The organism is Pseudomonas sp. TR47, assembly GCF_044143025.1.
GTDB classification, from domain to species: domain Bacteria; phylum Pseudomonadota; class Gammaproteobacteria; order Pseudomonadales; family Pseudomonadaceae; genus Aquipseudomonas; species Aquipseudomonas putida_E.
On sequence record NZ_JBHFCS010000024.1, the window covers coordinates 49,960 to 67,082 of the forward strand.

The following is a 17,123-nucleotide window of genomic DNA, read 5'->3' on the forward strand; positions in this document are numbered from 1 at the left end:
CTGTTCAACCAAGAGGAAAGCACGACATGACGTCCCCCGTGGTCATCATCGGGACCGGCCTGGCCGGCTATAACCTCGCCCGTGAGTTTCGCAAGCTCGATGGCGATACGCCGCTGCTGCTGATTACGGCCGACGACGGTCGCTCCTATTCCAAGCCCATGCTTTCCACCGGCTTCGCCAAGCAAAAGGACGCGGACGGCCTGTGCATGGCCGAGCCGGGGGCCATGGCCGAGCAACTCAAGGCGGTTATCCGCACCCACACGCGCATCAGCGGTATCGACCCTGGCCACAAGCGCCTGTGGATTGGTGAAGAAGCGGTGGAGTATCGCGATCTGGTGCTGGCCTGGGGCGCGCAGACCGTGCAGGTGCCGGTGGAGGGTGACGGGGCAGATCATGTGTTCCCGGTCAATGATCTGGAAGACTACGCACGTTTGCGTGCTGCTGCGGCTGGCAAGCAGCGTGTACTGATCCTCGGGGCCGGCCTGATCGGCTGCGAGTTCGCCAATGACATGCGCCTGGGTGGCTTTGAGGTCGATGTGGTGGCGCCGTGCGAGCAGGTCATGCCGACCCTGTTGCATCCTGCCGCTGCCGCTGTCGTTCAGGGTGGGTTGCAAGGGCTGGGCGTGCGTTTTCACCTGGGGCCCGTACTCACTCGCCTGCAGCAGGTGAGCGAAGGCCTTGAGGCGCACTTGTCCGATGGCAGCGTGATCGCCTGCGACCTGGTGGTATCGGCCATCGGCCTGCGCCCGCGTACCGACCTGGCCGCTGCAGCGGGCCTGCAGACCAACCGCGGCGTAGTCGTGGACCGCCAACTGCGCACCTCCCACGGCAACATTTTCGCGCTGGGCGACTGCGCTGAAGTCGAAGGTATCAACCTGCTCTATGTGATGCCATTGATGGCCTGCGCTCGAGCCCTGGCCCAGACTTTGACAGGCAACCCGACGCAGGTCAGTTACGGGCCGATGCCCATCACTGTGAAAACACCGGCTTGCCCGTTGGTGGTTTCGCCGCCGCCGCCTGGTTGCGAAGGTACCTGGCAGGTGCAAGGGCAGGGCAGTGACCTGAAAGTGCTCTGTCACGCTGCTGACGGCCAGTTGCTGGGCTATGCCCTGACAGGCAGCGCCGTCATGGAAAAACTGGCCCTGAACCGGCAGCTGCCTGCGCTGATGGCGTAAACAGCGGGCGTTCTGTCGGATTTATCCTGTAGTTGACCGCACAATGGCCGCCCAGATACTGGCGCGGCCCCGGTCGGCGTGCCATTCTCACTTCCGTCTGCCGCAGATTAGAGCCTGCGGTGCCTTGAACGCTGCTTCACGGGCAGCACGGCAATAACAACAAGAATTCCCGTCAAAGAGGCTTCATTATGCGTAAACCAGAACTCGCCGCCGTCATCGCCGATAAGGCCGATCTGACCAAGGAAAAGGCCAATCAGGTGCTCAATGCCATTCTCGACAGCATCACCGGTGCGCTGGACAAAGACACCGTGACCCTCGTCGGCTTCGGCACTTTTGAAAAACGGCATCGCGGTGCCCGTACCGGCAAGAATCCTCAGACCGGTGAGCCGGTGAAGATCAAGGCCAGCAATACTGTGGCCTTCAAGCCTGGCAAAAACCTGCGTGACAGCGTCAATGTGCCCGCCAAGCCGGCCAAGAAAGCCAAATGACCGACGCTTGACTTGCAGCCTCTGCTCAAACGGGCGCCTCGGTGCGCCCGTTGTGCTTTCGGAAAGCATCGAGCTGCGAATGTGCATAAATAGTTCAGGAAACGGATAAACTGTGCGCTTCGGTCATTTTATATTCGAGGCGCGTTGATGAAGTTCCGCTTTCTTCTCTGGGCCATGGGGTTGTTGATGGCCAAGGCCAGCCGTAACAACCCGGCATTTCAGCAGCAACTCAAGGACAAGGACCTGGTGTTCCAGATGCAGACGCTCGATGGCAAGGTTGCCCGGCACTTCATCGTCAGTGGCGAACGCATCAGCAGCAAAGGTGGCGCTCATCCGCAGCCAGCCTTTGCCATTGCCTTCAAGGACGCTGCCTATGGCTTCGCCACGATGCAGGCGAGCAACAAGCAGTTGGCGTTCATGCAGGGCATCCAGGACAAGAGCATCCAGATCAAGGGCAATCCGGCGCTGGTGATGTGGTTCCAGGGTTTGATGAAATACCTGAAACCGAAGAAGAAAAAAGGCTGAACAGCTGGGGCTGCTGTGCAGCCCCAACGTTTTCAGTGCGGTGCGTTGAACTGCGACGCCAGTTCGCGCAGCAAACTCTCGGCCTCGAGCACCTTGTTCACGACGTCCTCAGCTTTCTCCCGGGTAATGCCCAGGCGCTCCAGCAATTCGTCGGGGATCGCCTCCTGCGGCCCCGAGCCGATGCCGCGGCAGCGCAGCAGGCGGGTCGCCAGGCACACCAGGTTGGGGTACGCCGAGTATTCGCCGTCATAGGCAGGATCATGCTGGAAGCGCAGCGCGGTCGACAGCTCTTCGGGCATGTCCCACAGCTTCATCAGCCAGGCGCCGATCTGCTCGCGGCTGATACCCAGCAGGTGCTGCTCTACATAGGTGTGGCACAGGTGCGGGTTGACCTCCAGATGGCGGCAGATCAGCGAGAAGTGCGGCGGGAACACATGCGCCAGCAGCAGATAGCCGAAGTTGTGCAACAGCCCGGCCAGGTAAGTCAGGCCGGCTTCAGGGCGTTCGGCCCGAGGCATGGCCCGGGTCAGGCCTTCGATGATCGCCGCGGTGTAGATCGACTGCTGCCAGTAAGGCGTCGCCTGTTGCGGGTGGTCCTTGGGCAGGCTCAACGTCTTGCCCAATGCCAGGCCCAGGGCCAGGTTGATCACCAGATCGAAGCCTAAGACGCGGACGATGGCATCTTCCACCGAGCGGATCTTGCCTGGGGAGGCGTAATAGGGCGAGGCTGCCCAGCTGACCACCTGTGCGGCCAGGGCCGGGTCGGTTTCGACCACGCCGGTGATGTCGTCGATGCTGGCATTGGGGTCGACCCGCAGCTTGATGATTTTCTGCGCCGTATCGGCCAGCGGCGGTATCTCGATGGTTTCTTCCAGGCGCTTCTGGATGCGGCGGGCGGTGAATGCCTGCACTGCTAGGGTAATCTCCCTGGAGTCATCATCCGGGCGGTCGAGATTGGGGTGTATTTCCCTGACGGGTTGGCCGAAAGTGCCAGCGCTGGCCTTTTGCATCATGTGCTTGAAGTCGTCACGCTGGATTTCCAGCAACAGACCGGCTTCACCGGACTGGATCAGCAGGCGTTCGGCATCGAGCAACTTGCCTTCATAGAGGCAGGGCGAACTGGTCAGCGCCGGAATCGCAGGCAAGGCCTTCAGATGGTGCTTGTCGAGCATCTGTTTCAGGCGTTGTACCGGCACGGCTTTGAGCTTGCGGCCCGTCAGCTCTTCCAGACGATTGAGGTCCAGCAGCTTGCTCTGCGGGAACAGCACCATCAATGCGCCGATCTCGTCATCCAGCAGGATCGCCTGTACCCGTGAAGCAGCCGGCAGTTGCGTATGCTCTGGCACCTCGCGATAGGCAACGCCCAGTTTTTCGAGCAACAGCCGGATAACAGACGGTGCGTGTGGGGTTGCGGTGTCCAGGGCAGCTTCAGTCATGGTCCGTATCCACTGATTCTTTTAAACGCGAAGTATAACCAGTCTGGTCGCAAAGCTGGATCCATTCTGGTACTGGCGTCACACTTGGCCATATTGCTGGCCGTGGCGCAGCCAACGGTCGAGCAGCGGGCTGACGTGCTCGGGCCAGCGTGCAATGAGGGCCTGTGCGGCGTCGCGCACGGCTGGTAACAGGTCGGCATCGCGCATCAGGTCGGCGACCTTGAATTGTAACAGGCCGGTCTGACGCGTCCCGAGCATCTCGCCGGGGCCGCGCAGCTCCAGGTCCTTTTCAGCGATGACGAAGCCGTCGTTGGTTTCGCGCATGATCCCCAGGCGTTCGCGGCCGATCTGCGACAGGGGCGGGTGATACAGCAGTACGCAGTGGCTCACCGCACTGCCCCTGCCAACCCGGCCGCGCAACTGGTGCAGTTGGGCAAGGCCCAGGCGTTCAGGGTTCTCGATGATCATCAGGCTGGCGTTGGGCACGTCCACACCCACCTCGATCACCGTGGTTGCGACCAGCAGTTGCAGGTCGCCTTGCTTGAATTCGGCCATCACCGCGGCCTTTTCCGCAGGCTTCATGCGCCCGTGGATCAGGCCCACGCGCAGTTCACCCAAGGCGCTGCCCAGTTCTTCGTAGGTGCTCTCGGCTGCCTGGCAGGTGAGCTCTTCGGACTCTTCGATCAGGGTGCAGACCCAATAGGCCTGGCGCCCTTCGGCGCAAGCGGCGCGCACCCGCTCCACCACTTCGAAACGCCGGCTGTCGGCGACCAGCACGGTGTTCACCGGCGTGCGCCCTGGCGGCAGTTCGTCGAGCACCGAGGTGTCGAGGTCGGCATAGGCGCTCATCGCCAGCGTGCGCGGAATCGGCGTGGCGGTCATGATCAGCTGGTGCGGGCACAGTTCGCCTGCAACACCCTTCTTGCGCAGGGCCAGACGTTGTTGCACACCAAAACGGTGCTGTTCGTCGATGATCGCCAGGGCCAGGTGCTTGAATTGCACTTCTTCCTGGAACAACGCGTGGGTACCCACCACCATCGGCGCACCGTTGGCGATCTGTTCCAGGGCGCTGGCGCGGGCCTTGCCCTTGAGCTTGCCGGCCAGCCAGGCGACTTCCAGGCCCAGCGGCTCCAGCCAGCGCTTGAAGGTGATGTAGTGCTGCTCGGCGAGAATCTCGGTGGGCGCCATCAGCGCCACCTGGTAGCCGGCCTCCAGTGCCTGCAGCGCCGCCAGTGCGGCAACCACGGTCTTGCCGGCGCCGACATCGCCCTGTACCAGGCGCATCATCGGCTCGGCCTGGCTCAGGTCATAGGCGATTTCATCGGCTACCCGCTGCTGTGCGCCGGTCGGCTTGAAGCCCAGGTTGGCCAGGTACTGCACCTGCAGGCGCTTGGCCTTGGGCAGAACCGGAGCGCGCAAGCTGCGCAGGCTTTCACGCAGGCGCTGTTGCGACAGCTGGTGGGTGAGCAGCTCTTCGAAGGCAAGGCGGTGCTGGGCCCAGTGCTGGCCTTCGGCAAGCTCATCAAGGTCGGCATCGGCCGGCGGGTTGTGCAGGTAGCGGATGGCATCGTCCAGCGGTGCCAGGTGGTAGTCCCGGGCCAGTTCGTCCGGCAACCAGTCCGGCAGGCTGCGTGGGCCAAGCATGCCCAGGCTCTGCTGGCAGAGCAGGCGCAGGCGCTGCTGGGTGAGGCCTTCGGTGGACGGGTAGATCGGCGTCAGGGTCTGCTCGACCGGCGGTGGCGGCTCGTCGCCATTGAGTGCACGGTACTCCGGGTGGTAGATCTCCAGGCCCGAGGCGCCGGGGCGGGCCTCGCCATAGCAGCGCAGGTGGGTACCGCGCTTGAGGCCTTCCTTCTGCGCATTGCTGAAGTGATAGAAGCGCAGGCTGAGCACGCCGCTGCCATCACCCAGGCGCACGACAAGGCTGCGGCGTTTGCCCATGGTCACATCGGCGCCACTGACCACCCCTTCGATCACGGCGTCCTGGCCGGGGCGCAGGGCGCCGATAGGCACCACCCGGGTGCGGTCCTGGTAACGCAGCGGCAGGTGGAACAACACGTCCTGCAGGTTTTCCAGGCCCACCTTGGCGAGCTTCTGCGCCATGGCTTCGCCTACGCCCTTGAGCGCGGTGACAGAGACCTTCGACAGCTCAGTCATGACTCAGGCCGGTTGTTCCACAGCGGGCTTGGCTACCGAGCAGAGGCGAATCGAGTCGGCAAGGATCTCGATGGCCTTGGGCCGCGGGAAGCTGGCGCGCCAGGCGATGGCTACGGTGCGAAACGGTGCCGGTGCGGTAAGCGGCCGCACCTCGATGACCCCTGGTGCGTAGTGGTGGCTGTGCACCGCCGAAAGCGGCAGGATCGACACGCCCAGGCCCGAAGCGACCATGTGGCGTATGGTTTCCAGCGAGCTGGACTCCACCGTGGTGTGCTTGGCGCTTTCGCCGCCTTTGTTCAGCGTCGGGCAGGCTTCCAGAACCTGGTCGCGGAAGCAGTGGCCCTCGCCGAGCAGCAGCAGGCTCTTGTCGTTGAGCATGGCGGTGTCGATGGTCTTTTTCGCCGTCCAGGGGTGGTCGGCGGGCATCAGGGCACAGAATGGCTCATCGTACAGCGGCAGGGTCAGCACGTCGGCTTCGTTGAACGGCAGGGCGATGATCACTGCGTCGAGTTCACCATTGCGCAGTTTTTCGCGCAGCACATGGGTGAAGTTCTCTTCGATGTACAGCGGCATCTGCGGTGCCACGCGGTGCAGCTGCGGGATCAGGTGCGGGAAGAGGTAAGGGCCGACGGTGTAGATAGCACCGACCTTGAGCGGGGCGGTGAGCTGGTTCTTGCCGGCCTGGGCCAGTTCGCGGATGCCCTGCGCCTGCTCCAGTACCTTCTGTGCCTGGGCGACGATGCTTTCACCGACTGGCGTCAGGCGCACCGCGCTCTTGCTGCGCTCGAAGATCAGCACGCCAAGCTCGTCCTCAAGCTTTTTGACACCGACGGACAGGGTGGGCTGGCTGACATGGCAACGCTCGGCGGCGTGGCCGAAGTGCTGCTCCTGGGCGAGAGTGACGATGTAGCGTAATTCTGTGAGGGTCATAACGTGCGTCCATGAAGTTGCGAGCCCAGCATAGCGGCTGCAATCGATAGACGCACGTTATCAGACTTGCCGATTTGTGACAGAAACAAAAGTATCAGCGACGGTCCAGCGAGTAGACGAACGGTGCCACTACTTCGATCGTGCCATTGTTCAGCAATTCGGCAGGCGGCTTGGGTACCTTGCCGGCCCGACGGATCATTTCCAGGGTTGCCCGGTCCAGCGCCGCGCTGCCCGAACCACCGGCCATGGAGTACGAGACCACCTTGCCTTCGGCGTCGACCACGAAGCGCAGGCGGTTGATGCCCTGAAGGCCCCGGCGGCGTGCATCTTCCGGGTAGCGCTTGTACTTCGCCAGGTGGCGCAGCAGGTCGCTCTGCCACGTAGGCAACGCTTTGCTGTTCGCGGCAATGCTGGGTGCCGGTGCCGCCGACTTCTGCGGTGGCGTGTTGGTTGGCGGCGTGTCCACGACCTGTTCTTTGGTCGGTGGCTCATCCTTTGGCGGCTCAGGCTTTTTCTCAGGCTTCGGCGGTTGAGGCTTGGGTTTGGGCTTGGGCGGCTTGGCGATGGCGATCTTTGGTTTGGGCGCTTCGGTCACCTTGGGCAGCGGCGGCTCTTCGACCGGTGCCGGTGGCTGTGGAGCGGCCTTCGGTGGTGGTGGCGGTGCGGGCTCGGGCAGCGGTGCCAGTTCGACCATCATGGCTGCCGGGGGCAGCTCGACGGCCTGGGGCACCGACCAGTTGAGCGTGAGCAGCACAGCGACGGCATGGACACCCAGCACAAGTGCCAGGCTGCCGCTGTAACGCGCCAGATTGTGCCGCGTCTTCGTCATTTCTTGGCTGCCGTCTCGAGACCTACCAGACCGACTTTGAGGTAGCCGGCCGCGCGCATGTTGTTCATCACTTCCATCAGGTCACCGTAATCCACGCCTTTGTCGGCCTGGAAGAAGATGGTGGTTTCCTTGTCGCCCTTGGTCTTGGCATCGAGCATCGGGCCAAGCTGGTCGGCGGCAGGCACCTGATCGTCACCGACATACAGCTTCTGGTCGGCCTTGACGCTGACGAACACCGGCTTCTCCGGCCTCGGTGCCGGCTTGGCGGTCGAGGCAGGCAGGTCGACCTTGATGTCGACCGTGGCCAGGGGCGCGGCCACCATGAAGATGATCAGCAGTACCAGCATCACGTCGATGAACGGCGTGACGTTGATTTCGTGGTTTTCGGCGAGGTCGTCGCCACCTTCGTTCAGATGCAGGCCCATGGCTTACCCCACTTTCACCATGTGCGGGGCGACGCGCTCGCCACCCTGGTGGTCCAGGTCGCGGCTGACCAGCAGCAGGACCTGCGCCGAAGCGTCGGAAACCTGGGCTTTGTAGCCGGCGATGGAGCGGGCGAAGACGTTGTAGATAACTACGGCCGGGATCGCTGCGACCAGGCCCAGGGCGGTGGCCAGCAGGGCTTCGGCGATACCCGGGGCAACGACGGCCAGGTTGGTGGTCTGGGTTTTGGCGATGCCGATGAAGCTGTTCATGATGCCCCACACTGTACCGAACAGGCCGACGAACGGCGCGGTGGATCCGATGGTGGCGAGCACGCCGGTGCCGCTGCTCATGTTGCGGCCGCTGGCATGCACCAGGCGCTCCAAGCGGAAGCTCACGCGTTCCTTGATGCCTTCTTTTTCACGGGCGTTGGCCGACAGGCGCATTTCTTCCAGGGCATCGTGGACCAGCGTGTGGGCCAGGGTGCCTTCCTTGTTGGAGACCTCGCTGGCTTCCTTGAGGCTGGCAGACTTCTTCAGCTGTGCAATTTCGCCGCGCAGGCGACGCTTGGCGCCCATCAGTTCGAAGCCCTTGGCGATCCAGATGGTCCAGGTGATGATCGAGGCAATGGCCAGGCCGATCATGACCGCTTTCACCACCACGTCGGCGTTCTTGTACATACCCCATGGGGACAGGTCATGGGCCATGCCCAGCGAAGTGTTCTCGACCACGGCTTCGGTGCCTGGGGCCGCTGCCGCCGGCGCATCGACCGGCGTAGCGGCCTGAGCGTCGCCAGCAGGTGCCTGGCTTTCGGTGGCTGGGGTGGCCGGTGCGCTTGCAGCTGCTGGGGCGCTGACGTTGGTATTGGGCTCATCGGCCATAGCCGCTGGGGCCAGCACCAGGCTGAACATCAGCGCGGCAATGGCGCGCCAGGCGCGTGACGGGGTTGGCGAAGCGGAAGTGTGAGTACGTGTCATGCTGGCCGGACCTGATGAAGAAAAAAGTGTGCGTTCTCCAAGGCCTCGAGATAGGCCGAGAACAGATAGGGGTGCCATTATTGCAAGTAATTCTTGTTAACAAAAGTAATCTCGTTGCTTTTTTCGCCCATGGTCTAGCCGCCTATCGTGTAATCCGGCTAGCCTGATCCTTTGGTCTAGGGAGTTAAGTGATGTCAGACCGTTCCGTATTGATCGTAGGTTGTGGTGATGTCGGCGGCCGGCTGGCCCGCCAATTGCTCGCCCGTGGCTGGCAGGTAAGCGGCCTGCGCCGTTCGGTCGAACACCTGCCACAGGGTGTTGTACCGATCGCTGCCGACCTGTCCGATTCGGGCTTGCCCCAGGCTTGGCCACAGCATTCCCCGGATTATCTGGTGTATTGCGTAGCCGCCAGCCAGCACGATGAGGCGGGTTATCAAAGCGCTTACGTTGAAGGCTTGCGTCACGTGCTGGGTTGGCTGGCCGAGCGTGGGCAGCGCCCGCGCCGCCTGCTGTTCGTGTCCAGCAGCAGTGTGTTTGCACAAAAGGATGGGGAGTGGATCGATGAGACCGCACCTACCGAGCCGCAAGGCTATTCGGGGCGTGTGATGCTGGAGGCTGAGCGGCTGGCCCTGGCTGGCGGCATGCCGGCAAGCATCGTGCGCCTGACGGGGATCTATGGCCCAGGGCGTGAGTGGCTCCTCAGCCAGGTGCGTCAGGGCTATCGGGTGGCGACCGAGCCGCCGCTGTATGGCAACCGTATCCATGCCGAGGATGCCGCAAGCCTGCTGGCGTTCCTGCTGCAGGCCGATGCCGATGGTGTGGCGTTGGACGATTGCTATATAGGCGTTGATGACGACCCTGCGCCACTGGCCGATGTGGTTGGCTGGTTGCGAGCTTACATGGGCGTTACCGAATGGTCCGATGAGCAGCGGGTGCGCCGCACCGGCAGCAAGCGCTGCAGCAATGCCCGGGTGCGGGCATTGGGTTGGGTGCCGGAGTATCCGAGTTACAAGGAAGGTTACGCGGCGATCCTTAAAGGCGAAGGCTGAAGCCTGCTGTGTTGCTGCTGGCCTAATCGCCGGCAAGCCGGCGATTAGGCCAGTGAAACCAGGCGCGACTTGGGTCAGTCTTTCTCCAGCACCCACTGGCGGGTACCGGCTGCCAGTTGCGGGATTTCATCGGGCTGTGCGCGGTTGAGCGCCTGGAAGATCTCCAGCTTGTCGCCATCGCGCTTGAAGATGAATGGCGCGCCACGTTGGTTGCGCTCAAGCCAAAGGCTGTCGTTGCTGCCCCCCATGCTTGCGCAATCGCCGGCCAGGCACAGGGCGTAGCGGTCAGGGCCGGGCAGGCCGGTGACGCCGCCGTTATCGGTGAACCGGACGACGCTACCTGTGCCCTGGCCTTCGACAATCTTCCAGTCCCCGCCGAGGTACGCCTGGTACAGTGCTTTCTCGAAGCTGCTGCCCAAGGGCACATTACCGAGCTGTTTGGCGCGGACGAAACTGCGTTCGGCACCTGTTGTGTCCGTGGCTTTCAGCTCGTCGCCATCCAGCGCCAGCTGTTCGGTCTGGCCGCCCGGGAAGTTGGCCTGCCATTGCTTGTCAGCGGCGCTCAATTGGCCGTCGGCGGCCTCGAAACCATTGCTGTAGCTGGCCTGCTGGCTGGCCACATCGAGTTTCCACTCGAAGATGGGGCCGTGTTCATTGAGGGCCTGGCGCAGGCTGCCACCTTTGACGGCGGCGTTGATGGCGTCCTGGTTGATCCAGGTGCCGTTGAAATCTTCGGGTTTGTGGCTGGCGCAGCCGCTCAGAAGCAGGGCTGCCAGCGCGAGGGGCAGTGCTTGACGCATGGTAGGTTAACCTTGAACTGAAAGGTGACGGGCAAGGCGCCCGTCACCAGCGGCATCAATCGATGACCAGGATGGCGTCCATTTCTACCTGGGCGCCTTTTGGCAGCGCGGCAACGCCAATGGCGGCACGGGCTGGATACGGCTGCTCGAAGTAGCGGCCCATCACTTCGTTGACCTTGGCGAAGTGGCTCAGGTCGGTGAGGAAGATGTTCAGCTTGACGATGTCCTTGAACGAACCGCCGGCGGCTTCGGCAACGGCCTTGAGGTTCTCGAAGACCTGTACGGTCTGGGCTTCGAAGCCCTCAACCAGTTCCATGGTGTTCGGGTCCAGCGGAATCTGGCCCGACATGTAAACGGTATTGCCGGCCTTGATCGCTTGCGAGTAGGTACCGATGGCGGCAGGGGCCTTGTCGCTGTTGATGACGGTCTTGCTCATGATGACTCCTTGCGGTTGGCGGACTACGCACGCATGCGGGTGATGCGGACCACGCCGGTCAGCGTACGCAGCTTCTTGATCACACGAGCCAGGTGCACGCGGTCGTGCACGCTGACCACCAGTTGGACAACGCTGATGCGGCCGTCGCGTTCGTCCATGCTGATCTTCTCGATGTTGCCGTCGGCGGCATTGACGCTGCTGGCCAGCAGGGCAATCAGGCCGCGCTGGTGTTCCAGCTCGACACGCAACTCGACATTGAATTCGCCGGTGATGTCCTTGGCCCAGGAAAGCTGTACGCACTTCTCCGGGTTATGGCGGATTTCACTGATGTTGCGGCAGTTCTCCAGGTGCACGACCATGCCCTTGCCTGCCGACAGGTGGCCGACGATCGGGTCGCCCGGGATGGGCGTGCAGCACTTGGCATAGCTCAATACCAGGCCTTCGGTGCCGCGGATCGCCAGAGGGCCTTCCGGTGCTGGCAGCTGTTCGCCTTCGGCTGACAGCAGGCGGCGGGCCACCACATAGGCCATGCGGTTGCCCAGGCCAATGTCTTCGAGCAGGTCTTCGATCAGTTCCAGGCGGTACTCGGCGAGAATCGCGTTGATACGCTCCTGAGGGATTTGCTCGAGGCTGCTGTCGAAACCGGTCAGCACCTTGTTCAGCAGGCGCTCGCCAAGGTTGATCGACTCGGAGCGTCGCTGCTGCTTGAGTGCGTGGCGGATGTGCGTACGGGCCTTGCCGGTGACCACGAAGTTGAGCCAGGCCGGGTTGGGCCGCGCGCCCGGGGCGCTGACGATCTCGACCGTCGAACCGCTCTGCAGTGGCTCGGACAGCGGCGCCAGGCGCCGGTTGATGCGGCAGGCGATGCAGCTGTTGCCCACATCGGTATGCACCGCATAGGCGAAATCGACGGCGGTGGAGCCTTTGGGCAGCTCCATGATCCTGCCTTTGGGCGTGAAGACATAGACCTCGTCAGGGAACAGGTCGATCTTCACGCTCTCGATGAATTCCAGCGAGTTGCCGGCACGCTGCTGCAGCTCGAGGATGCCCTTGACCCACTGGCGAGCGCGCGCATGGTTGCCTTTGGGCTGCTCGTCGTCGTTGGACTTGTACAGCCAGTGTGCGGCGATGCCATTGTTGGCCATCTCTTCCATTTCGCGGGTGCGGATCTGGATTTCGATGGGCACGCCGTGCATGCCGAACAGCGTGGTGTGCAACGACTGATAGCCGTTGGCCTTGGGGATCGCAATGTAGTCCTTGAAGCGCCCGGGCAGCGGCTTGTACAGGTTGTGTACGGCGCCGAGCACGCGGTAGCAGGTGTCGACCTTGTCGACGATGATGCGGAAGGCGTACACGTCCATGATCTCGGTGAAGGCGCGGCGCTTGCCGCGCATCTTCTTGTAGATGCCATAGAGGTGTTTCTGCCGGCCGCTGACCTCGCCTTGAATACCGTCGGCGGCCAGGCAGTTGGCCAGCGAGTGTTCGATCTTGGCGACGATCTCTTTACGGTTGCCGCGCGCGCTCTTGACCGCCCGGTGGATCAGCGACGAGCGCATCGGGTGCATGGCCTTGAAGCCGAGGTCTTCAAACTCTACGCGCACAGTGTGCATGCCCAGCCGGTTGGCGATGGGCGCGTAGATTTCCAGGGTTTCCTTGGCGATGCGTCGGCGTTTTTCGCCAGACAGCACTTCCAGGGTGCGCATGTTGTGCAGGCGGTCGGCCAGCTTGACCAGGATCACGCGGATATCGCGGGCCATGGCCATGGCCATCTTCTGGAAGTTTTCAGCCTGTGCTTCGGCCTTGGTCTCGAAGTTCATCTGGGTCAGTTTGCTGACCCCATCGACCAGCTCGGCAACCGTTTCGCCAAACTGCTGGCTGAGGGCTTCCTTGGCGATGCCGGTGTCTTCGATCACGTCGTGCAGCATGGCCGCCATCAGGCTCTGATGGTCCATGTGCATGTCGGCGAGGATGCTGGCCACGGCCAGCGGATGGGTCACATAGGGCTCGCCGCTGCGGCGGCGCTGCCCATCGTGTGCCTGTTCGGCGTAGAAATAGGCCCGGCGAACCAGGTTGACCTGTTCGGGGCCCAGGTAGGTCGACAGCCGTTCGGCTAAGGCTTCTATGCCCGGCATGGTTTCACCTCTTGCCGAGGAAGAGGGCCTTGCGCCGCGCGACGTCGACCAGGCATCGATCAGACAGCCTCGTTGGACTCGTCCTCGAACGCGGCGAAGACCGGATCCTCGGTGACGATCTCTTCAGCGGCAATGAATTCGTTGGTGACGATGCCTTCTGCGATTTCACGCAGGGCAACGACGGTCGGCTTGTCGTTTTCCCACGCTACGCGTGGCTCTTTGCCGCCGGTAGCCAGCTGACGGGCGCGCTTGGTCGAGAGCATGACCAGCTCAAAACGGTTATCCACGTGTTCCAGGCAGTCTTCAACAGTTACGCGGGCCATGGTCTTCCTCAGTAGCAAATGCGATGGGCGTGCAGCCCAATATGGGCAGGCGGACTCGATAGTTTAAAAAATCACCAGCCAATAGGGAAGCGCTGTTTTGCCGGATACCCCATCAGGCCTGCATCCCTCACCCTGTGGACGCGGGCTTGCCGGGGCGCCGAACCACCGCCAAAGGGCCGCGACAGACACCTTCATCTTGTATCTCACAACATCGCGCCGCGCAACCTTGGGGTCAGCTCTTCGAACAATGTCTGCACCGAGCGCAAGGCCCGGCAATCGGGCCGGGTCAGCAGCCACAGTTGGGTGTCGCAACCGGCCAGCGGTCCGCTCAGCGCCTCGACACCAGGCAGTGCATGGACCATGTAGTCGGGCAGCGCCGCAACGCCCAGCCCCGTGCTTACCAGCTGTGCAATGGTCGACATGCTGCTGCACTGGTAGCGCGGGCTCAGCCCGGGGTACTGCTGATTGCGCCAGACCACGGTGGGGTGGTCCTGCATGGAGTCGTCCGGGGCTATCCATGGCACGCTGTTGTGGGACTCGTCCAGGCGCTCGCGCCATTGCGGCTGGCCACAGATCACATAGGACGTCGAACCCAGGCAACGGCCGACCAGGTGCTCGGGCGGCGTATTGGTCAGGCGCAGAGCGATGTCGGCATCGCGCCTGCTGAGGTTGGCGAAGGTGTTGGACGTGCCCATCTCCAGCGACAGAGCCGGGTAATTGGGCATGAACTCGGCCAGCGCCGGCAGCAGCAGGCTGTGCATTACCGCCTCAGTGCATGTCAGACGAACGGTGCCGCTCACCACCTGCTCGCCACTGGTCATGGCGATGCGCGCAGCATCCAGCGCCTGCTCGGCCCGTTCGGCCTGCTCGGCCAGGGCCTGGGCGGTGTCGGTCGGCAGGTAGCCCTTGCGGCTCTTGACGAACAGTGCGGTGCCCAGTGCCGACTCAAGCCGGCGAATCGAACGGAACACGGTCGAAACATCGACCTTGAGCAGTTCGGCGGCCTTGGCCAGTGAGCGCCCGCGCTCCAGGGCCAGGACCAGGGAGAGGTCGGCGTGGGTGATCTGATATTGCATTGGTGCACGCTCTACTTGCCGAAATGCCAATGTCTGTTGCGTTGAGGCCATTTTATAGTGGAACTGCCCCCGGGAATCAATGCGCCCGGTCGGGTAACCAATCCCCACGATGGGAAAGTTAAAAAAACAACAGCTGCAACCATCGTCGCCCGTGAGGCGCCAGCCGTATCCCCACATCGCCGCAGCACATCAAAGGATGTACACCATGACGTCGGTCACCCCGTGCGCCAGTTCTTCCAGCGAGATGAAAGACTTCCTCCAGGCCCATCCGGACACTCAGTACGTCGATCTGCTGATCTCCGACATGAATGGCGTGGTACGTGGCAAGCGCATCGAGCGGGCCAGCCTGCACAAGGTGTACGAAAAGGGGATCAACCTGCCGGCATCGCTGTTCGCCCTGGATATCAATGGCTCGACCGTGGAAAGCACCGGGCTTGGGCTGGACATCGGCGATGCCGACCGGATCTGCTACCCGATCCCCGGCACGCTCTGCAACGAACCCTGGCAGAAGCGCCCGACCGCCCAGTTGCTGATGACCATGCACGAGCTCGAGGGCGAGCCGTTCTTCGCCGACCCGCGCGAAGTGTTGCGCCAGGTGGTGAGCAAGTTCGATGACCTGGGCCTGGACATCTGCGCCGCGTTCGAGCTGGAGTTCTACCTGATCGACCAGGACAACCTCAACGGTCGTCCGCAGCCGCCGCGCTCGCCCACTTCGGGCAAGCGTCCGCAGTCGACCCAGGTCTACCTCATCGACGACCTCGACGAATATGTCGACTGCCTGCAGGACATGCTGGAAGCGGCCAAGGAGCAGGGCCTGCCGGCCGATGCAATCGTCAAGGAAAGCGCGCCCGCGCAGTTCGAAGTCAACCTGCACCACGTTGCCGATCCGCTGAAGGCGTGCGACTACGCGATCCTGCTCAAGCGCCTGGTCAAGAACGTCGCCTACGACCATGAAATGGACACCACGTTCATGGCCAAGCCTTACCCAGGCCAGGCGGGCAACGGCCTGCACGTGCACATTTCGCTGCTCGACAAGAAGACCGGCAAGAACATCTTTGCCCATGAAGACCCACTGCAAAGCGATGCTCTGCGCCATGCCATTGGTGGCGTGCTGGAGACCATGCCGGCGTCGATGGCCTTCCTGTGCCCGAACGTCAACTCGTACCGTCGCTTTGGCGCCCAGTTCTACGTGCCGAATGCGCCGAGCTGGGGGTTGGACAACCGTACCGTAGCGGTTCGGGTGCCGACCGACAGCAGTGAAAACGTGCGCATCGAGCACCGTGTAGCGGGCGCCGACGCCAACCCTTACCTGATGCTCGCGGCAGTTCTCGCGGGGATCCACCATGGTTTGACCAGCAAGGTCGAGCCTGGCGCGCCGATTGAAGGCAACTCGTACGAACAGCTGGAGCAAAGCCTGCCGAACAACCTGCGCGACGCCTTGCGCGCGCTGGATGACAGTGAAGTCCTCAACCAATACATAAGCCCGGATTACATCGATATCTTCGTGGCCTGCAAGGAAAGTGAGCTGGCCGAGTTCGAAGTATCGATCTCCGACCTCGAGTACAACTGGTACCTGCACACGGTGTAAGCCCATGAGCGCAATTGCGGTCCCCTTGATCGGTGTCAGCGCCTGCCGTCAGCAGGTGGGGAAGAACTCGTCGCACACGGTGGGCGACAAGTATGTCGAGGCGGCCGGCTTTGCCGGGCTCCCGCTTATCCTGCCGGCCCGCGACGGGGGCAGTGACACGCAGGCGTTGCTGGCACGGCTCGATGGCATTCTTTTTACCGGCTCGCCTTCAAATGTCGAGCCGCATCATTACAATGGCGCCCCCAGCGCGGAAGGTACCCGGCACGATCTTGCACGTGACCGCCTGACCTTGCCGCTGTTGCAGGCGGCCATTGCCGCCGGCGTGCCGGTGTTCTGTATCTGTCGTGGCTTCCAGGAATTGAACGTCGCCCTCGGCGGCAGCTTGCACCAGCGCGTGCACGAGCTGCCGGGCTACCTGGACCACCGTGAACCTGAGGACGCACCCCTGGAGGTGCAATACGGCCCTCGTCATCCCGTCGGCATTGCGCCTGGCGGGGTATTCGAGCGCCTGGGCCTGGCTGCGCAGTTCGAGGTCAACTCGCTGCACAGTCAGGGCATCGACCGCCTGGCCCCGGGCCTGCGCGTCGAGGCAAGGGCCCCGGATGGCCTGATCGAAGCGGTGTCGATGCCTGACGCGCCTGGCTTTGTGCTTGGCGTGCAGTGGCACCCGGAATGGCGTTTTGCCGACAACCCGGTCTCCAAACGCCTGTTCCAGGCGTTCCGTGAGGCCTGCATTGCCCATGCTGCACGGTAGGGTCGTTACCCGAAGGTCTTGGATG

At 62.8% G+C, this 17,123-nt stretch carries 17 protein-coding genes; 6 read left to right on the forward strand and 11 right to left on the reverse strand.

The genetic code is table 11. The annotated features are described in order from the left end of the window. The first annotated feature begins 26 nt into the window (after window positions 1–26). The 3 genes from ACEWE8_RS21545 to ACEWE8_RS21555 all read left to right on the forward strand — a co-directional run bounded on the left by ACEWE8_RS21545 (window position 27) and on the right by ACEWE8_RS21555 (window position 2,188). The gene (locus ACEWE8_RS21545; RefSeq protein WP_046786852.1) at window positions 27–1,175 is read left to right on the forward strand and encodes an NAD(P)/FAD-dependent oxidoreductase; all 1,149 of its coding nucleotides are present in this window, start codon (window positions 27–29) and stop codon (window positions 1,173–1,175) included. Between the two features lie 188 nt (window positions 1,176–1,363). Next, window positions 1,364–1,663, forward strand: a complete 300-nt coding sequence (locus tag ACEWE8_RS21550; RefSeq protein ID WP_046786853.1) for an HU family DNA-binding protein — start codon at window positions 1,364–1,366, stop codon at window positions 1,661–1,663. A 147-nt stretch (window positions 1,664–1,810) separates the two neighbouring features. Next, window positions 1,811–2,188, forward strand: coding sequence for a helicase (locus ACEWE8_RS21555; RefSeq protein ID WP_039605049.1), 378 nt, complete (start codon window positions 1,811–1,813; stop codon window positions 2,186–2,188). A 32-nt stretch (window positions 2,189–2,220) separates the two neighbouring features. Here ACEWE8_RS21555 and ACEWE8_RS21560 read toward each other — a convergent pair whose 3' ends face one another. The 6 genes from ACEWE8_RS21560 to exbB form a co-directional block, all read right to left on the reverse strand. Continuing rightward, complete coding sequence (locus ACEWE8_RS21560) at window positions 2,221–3,624, reverse strand: aminoacyl-tRNA deacylase and HDOD domain-containing protein (RefSeq protein ID WP_046786854.1); 1,404 nt, start codon at window positions 3,622–3,624, stop codon at window positions 2,221–2,223. A 78-nt stretch (window positions 3,625–3,702) separates the two neighbouring features. Continuing rightward, entirely contained in the window at window positions 3,703–5,781 is a 2,079-nt protein-coding gene (gene recG, locus ACEWE8_RS21565; RefSeq protein ID WP_046786855.1) for an ATP-dependent DNA helicase RecG, read from the reverse strand. Between the two features lie 3 nt (window positions 5,782–5,784). Beyond that, window positions 5,785–6,711, reverse strand: coding sequence for a hydrogen peroxide-inducible genes activator (locus tag ACEWE8_RS21570; protein ID WP_046786856.1), 927 nt, complete (start codon window positions 6,709–6,711; stop codon window positions 5,785–5,787). 94 nt (window positions 6,712–6,805) lie between these two features. Continuing rightward, complete coding sequence (locus ACEWE8_RS21575) at window positions 6,806–7,540, reverse strand: energy transducer TonB (protein WP_046786857.1); 735 nt, start codon at window positions 7,538–7,540, stop codon at window positions 6,806–6,808. Continuing rightward, complete coding sequence (exbD, locus tag ACEWE8_RS21580; protein ID WP_046786858.1) at window positions 7,537–7,965, reverse strand: TonB system transport protein ExbD; 429 nt, start codon at window positions 7,963–7,965, stop codon at window positions 7,537–7,539. The genes ACEWE8_RS21575 and exbD overlap by 4 nt, the downstream gene beginning before the upstream one ends. A gap of 3 nt (window positions 7,966–7,968) precedes the next feature. Continuing rightward, window positions 7,969–8,940: a tonB-system energizer ExbB gene (exbB, locus tag ACEWE8_RS21585; RefSeq protein WP_046786859.1), complete on the reverse strand. Its 972-nt coding sequence runs from the start codon at window positions 8,938–8,940 to the stop codon at window positions 7,969–7,971. Between the two features lie 191 nt (window positions 8,941–9,131). Here exbB and ACEWE8_RS21590 point away from each other — a divergent pair, with 191 nt between their 5' ends. Next, entirely contained in the window at window positions 9,132–9,989 is an 858-nt protein-coding gene (locus ACEWE8_RS21590) for an SDR family oxidoreductase (protein WP_046786860.1), read from the forward strand. Window positions 9,990–10,063: 74 nt separating this feature from the next. Here the strand turns inward: ACEWE8_RS21590 and ACEWE8_RS21595 are convergent, their stop codons facing one another. The 5 genes from ACEWE8_RS21595 to ACEWE8_RS21615 form a co-directional block, all read right to left on the reverse strand. Beyond that, on the reverse strand, window positions 10,064–10,789 hold the full coding sequence (locus ACEWE8_RS21595) for a hypothetical protein (RefSeq protein ID WP_046786861.1): 726 nt from the start codon (window positions 10,787–10,789) through the stop codon (window positions 10,064–10,066). Between the two features lie 55 nt (window positions 10,790–10,844). Beyond that, window positions 10,845–11,225, reverse strand: a complete 381-nt coding sequence (locus tag ACEWE8_RS21600; RefSeq protein WP_012312121.1) for a RidA family protein — start codon at window positions 11,223–11,225, stop codon at window positions 10,845–10,847. A gap of 23 nt (window positions 11,226–11,248) precedes the next feature. Further along, complete coding sequence (gene spoT / locus ACEWE8_RS21605) at window positions 11,249–13,357, reverse strand: bifunctional GTP diphosphokinase/guanosine-3',5'-bis pyrophosphate 3'-pyrophosphohydrolase (RefSeq protein WP_046786862.1); 2,109 nt, start codon at window positions 13,355–13,357, stop codon at window positions 11,249–11,251. A gap of 59 nt (window positions 13,358–13,416) precedes the next feature. Then, window positions 13,417–13,680: a DNA-directed RNA polymerase subunit omega gene (gene rpoZ, locus ACEWE8_RS21610; protein ID WP_012312123.1), complete on the reverse strand. Its 264-nt coding sequence runs from the start codon at window positions 13,678–13,680 to the stop codon at window positions 13,417–13,419. 203 nt (window positions 13,681–13,883) lie between these two features. Next, window positions 13,884–14,756, reverse strand: a complete 873-nt coding sequence (locus ACEWE8_RS21615; RefSeq protein ID WP_046786863.1) for a LysR family transcriptional regulator — start codon at window positions 14,754–14,756, stop codon at window positions 13,884–13,886. Window positions 14,757–15,000: 244 nt separating this feature from the next. Here ACEWE8_RS21615 and ACEWE8_RS21620 point away from each other — a divergent pair, with 244 nt between their 5' ends. Together ACEWE8_RS21620 and ACEWE8_RS21625 are read left to right on the forward strand one after the other, a co-directional pair. Next, window positions 15,001–16,344 carry a glutamine synthetase family protein gene (locus tag ACEWE8_RS21620; protein ID WP_371316823.1) on the forward strand — a complete coding sequence of 448 codons (1,344 nt, stop codon included), beginning with the start codon at window positions 15,001–15,003 and terminating at the stop codon, window positions 16,342–16,344. A gap of 4 nt (window positions 16,345–16,348) precedes the next feature. After that, the gene (locus ACEWE8_RS21625) at window positions 16,349–17,098 is read left to right on the forward strand and encodes a gamma-glutamyl-gamma-aminobutyrate hydrolase family protein (protein WP_046786865.1); all 750 of its coding nucleotides are present in this window, start codon (window positions 16,349–16,351) and stop codon (window positions 17,096–17,098) included. The last annotated feature ends 25 nt before the right edge of the window (window positions 17,099–17,123 follow it).

Bases quoted from the DNA above. Each gene is read 5' to 3' on its own strand.
- ACEWE8_RS21545 (WP_046786852.1), top strand. From the start codon at position 27: ATGACGTCCCCCGTGGTCATCATCGGGACCGGCCTGGCCGGCTATAAC.
- exbB (WP_046786859.1), bottom strand. From the start codon at position 8,940: ATGACACGTACTCACACTTCCGCTTCGCCAACCCCGTCACGCGCCTGG.
- ACEWE8_RS21555 (WP_039605049.1), top strand. From the start codon at position 1,811: ATGAAGTTCCGCTTTCTTCTCTGGGCCATGGGGTTGTTGATGGCCAAG.
- exbD (WP_046786858.1), bottom strand. From the start codon at position 7,965: ATGGGCCTGCATCTGAACGAAGGTGGCGACGACCTCGCCGAAAACCAC.
- ACEWE8_RS21615 (WP_046786863.1), bottom strand. From the start codon at position 14,756: ATGCAATATCAGATCACCCACGCCGACCTCTCCCTGGTCCTGGCCCTG.
- recG (WP_046786855.1), bottom strand. From the start codon at position 5,781: ATGACTGAGCTGTCGAAGGTCTCTGTCACCGCGCTCAAGGGCGTAGGC.
- ACEWE8_RS21625 (WP_046786865.1), top strand. From the start codon at position 16,349: ATGAGCGCAATTGCGGTCCCCTTGATCGGTGTCAGCGCCTGCCGTCAG.
- ACEWE8_RS21560 (WP_046786854.1), bottom strand. From the start codon at position 3,624: ATGACTGAAGCTGCCCTGGACACCGCAACCCCACACGCACCGTCTGTT.
- ACEWE8_RS21550 (WP_046786853.1), top strand. From the start codon at position 1,364: ATGCGTAAACCAGAACTCGCCGCCGTCATCGCCGATAAGGCCGATCTG.
- rpoZ (WP_012312123.1), bottom strand. From the start codon at position 13,680: ATGGCCCGCGTAACTGTTGAAGACTGCCTGGAACACGTGGATAACCGT.
- ACEWE8_RS21590 (WP_046786860.1), top strand. From the start codon at position 9,132: ATGTCAGACCGTTCCGTATTGATCGTAGGTTGTGGTGATGTCGGCGGC.
- ACEWE8_RS21600 (WP_012312121.1), bottom strand. From the start codon at position 11,225: ATGAGCAAGACCGTCATCAACAGCGACAAGGCCCCTGCCGCCATCGGT.
- ACEWE8_RS21570 (WP_046786856.1), bottom strand. From the start codon at position 6,711: ATGACCCTCACAGAATTACGCTACATCGTCACTCTCGCCCAGGAGCAG.
- spoT (WP_046786862.1), bottom strand. From the start codon at position 13,357: ATGCCGGGCATAGAAGCCTTAGCCGAACGGCTGTCGACCTACCTGGGC.
- ACEWE8_RS21595 (WP_046786861.1), bottom strand. From the start codon at position 10,789: ATGCGTCAAGCACTGCCCCTCGCGCTGGCAGCCCTGCTTCTGAGCGGC.
- ACEWE8_RS21575 (WP_046786857.1), bottom strand. From the start codon at position 7,540: ATGACGAAGACGCGGCACAATCTGGCGCGTTACAGCGGCAGCCTGGCA.
- ACEWE8_RS21620 (WP_371316823.1), top strand. From the start codon at position 15,001: ATGAAAGACTTCCTCCAGGCCCATCCGGACACTCAGTACGTCGATCTG.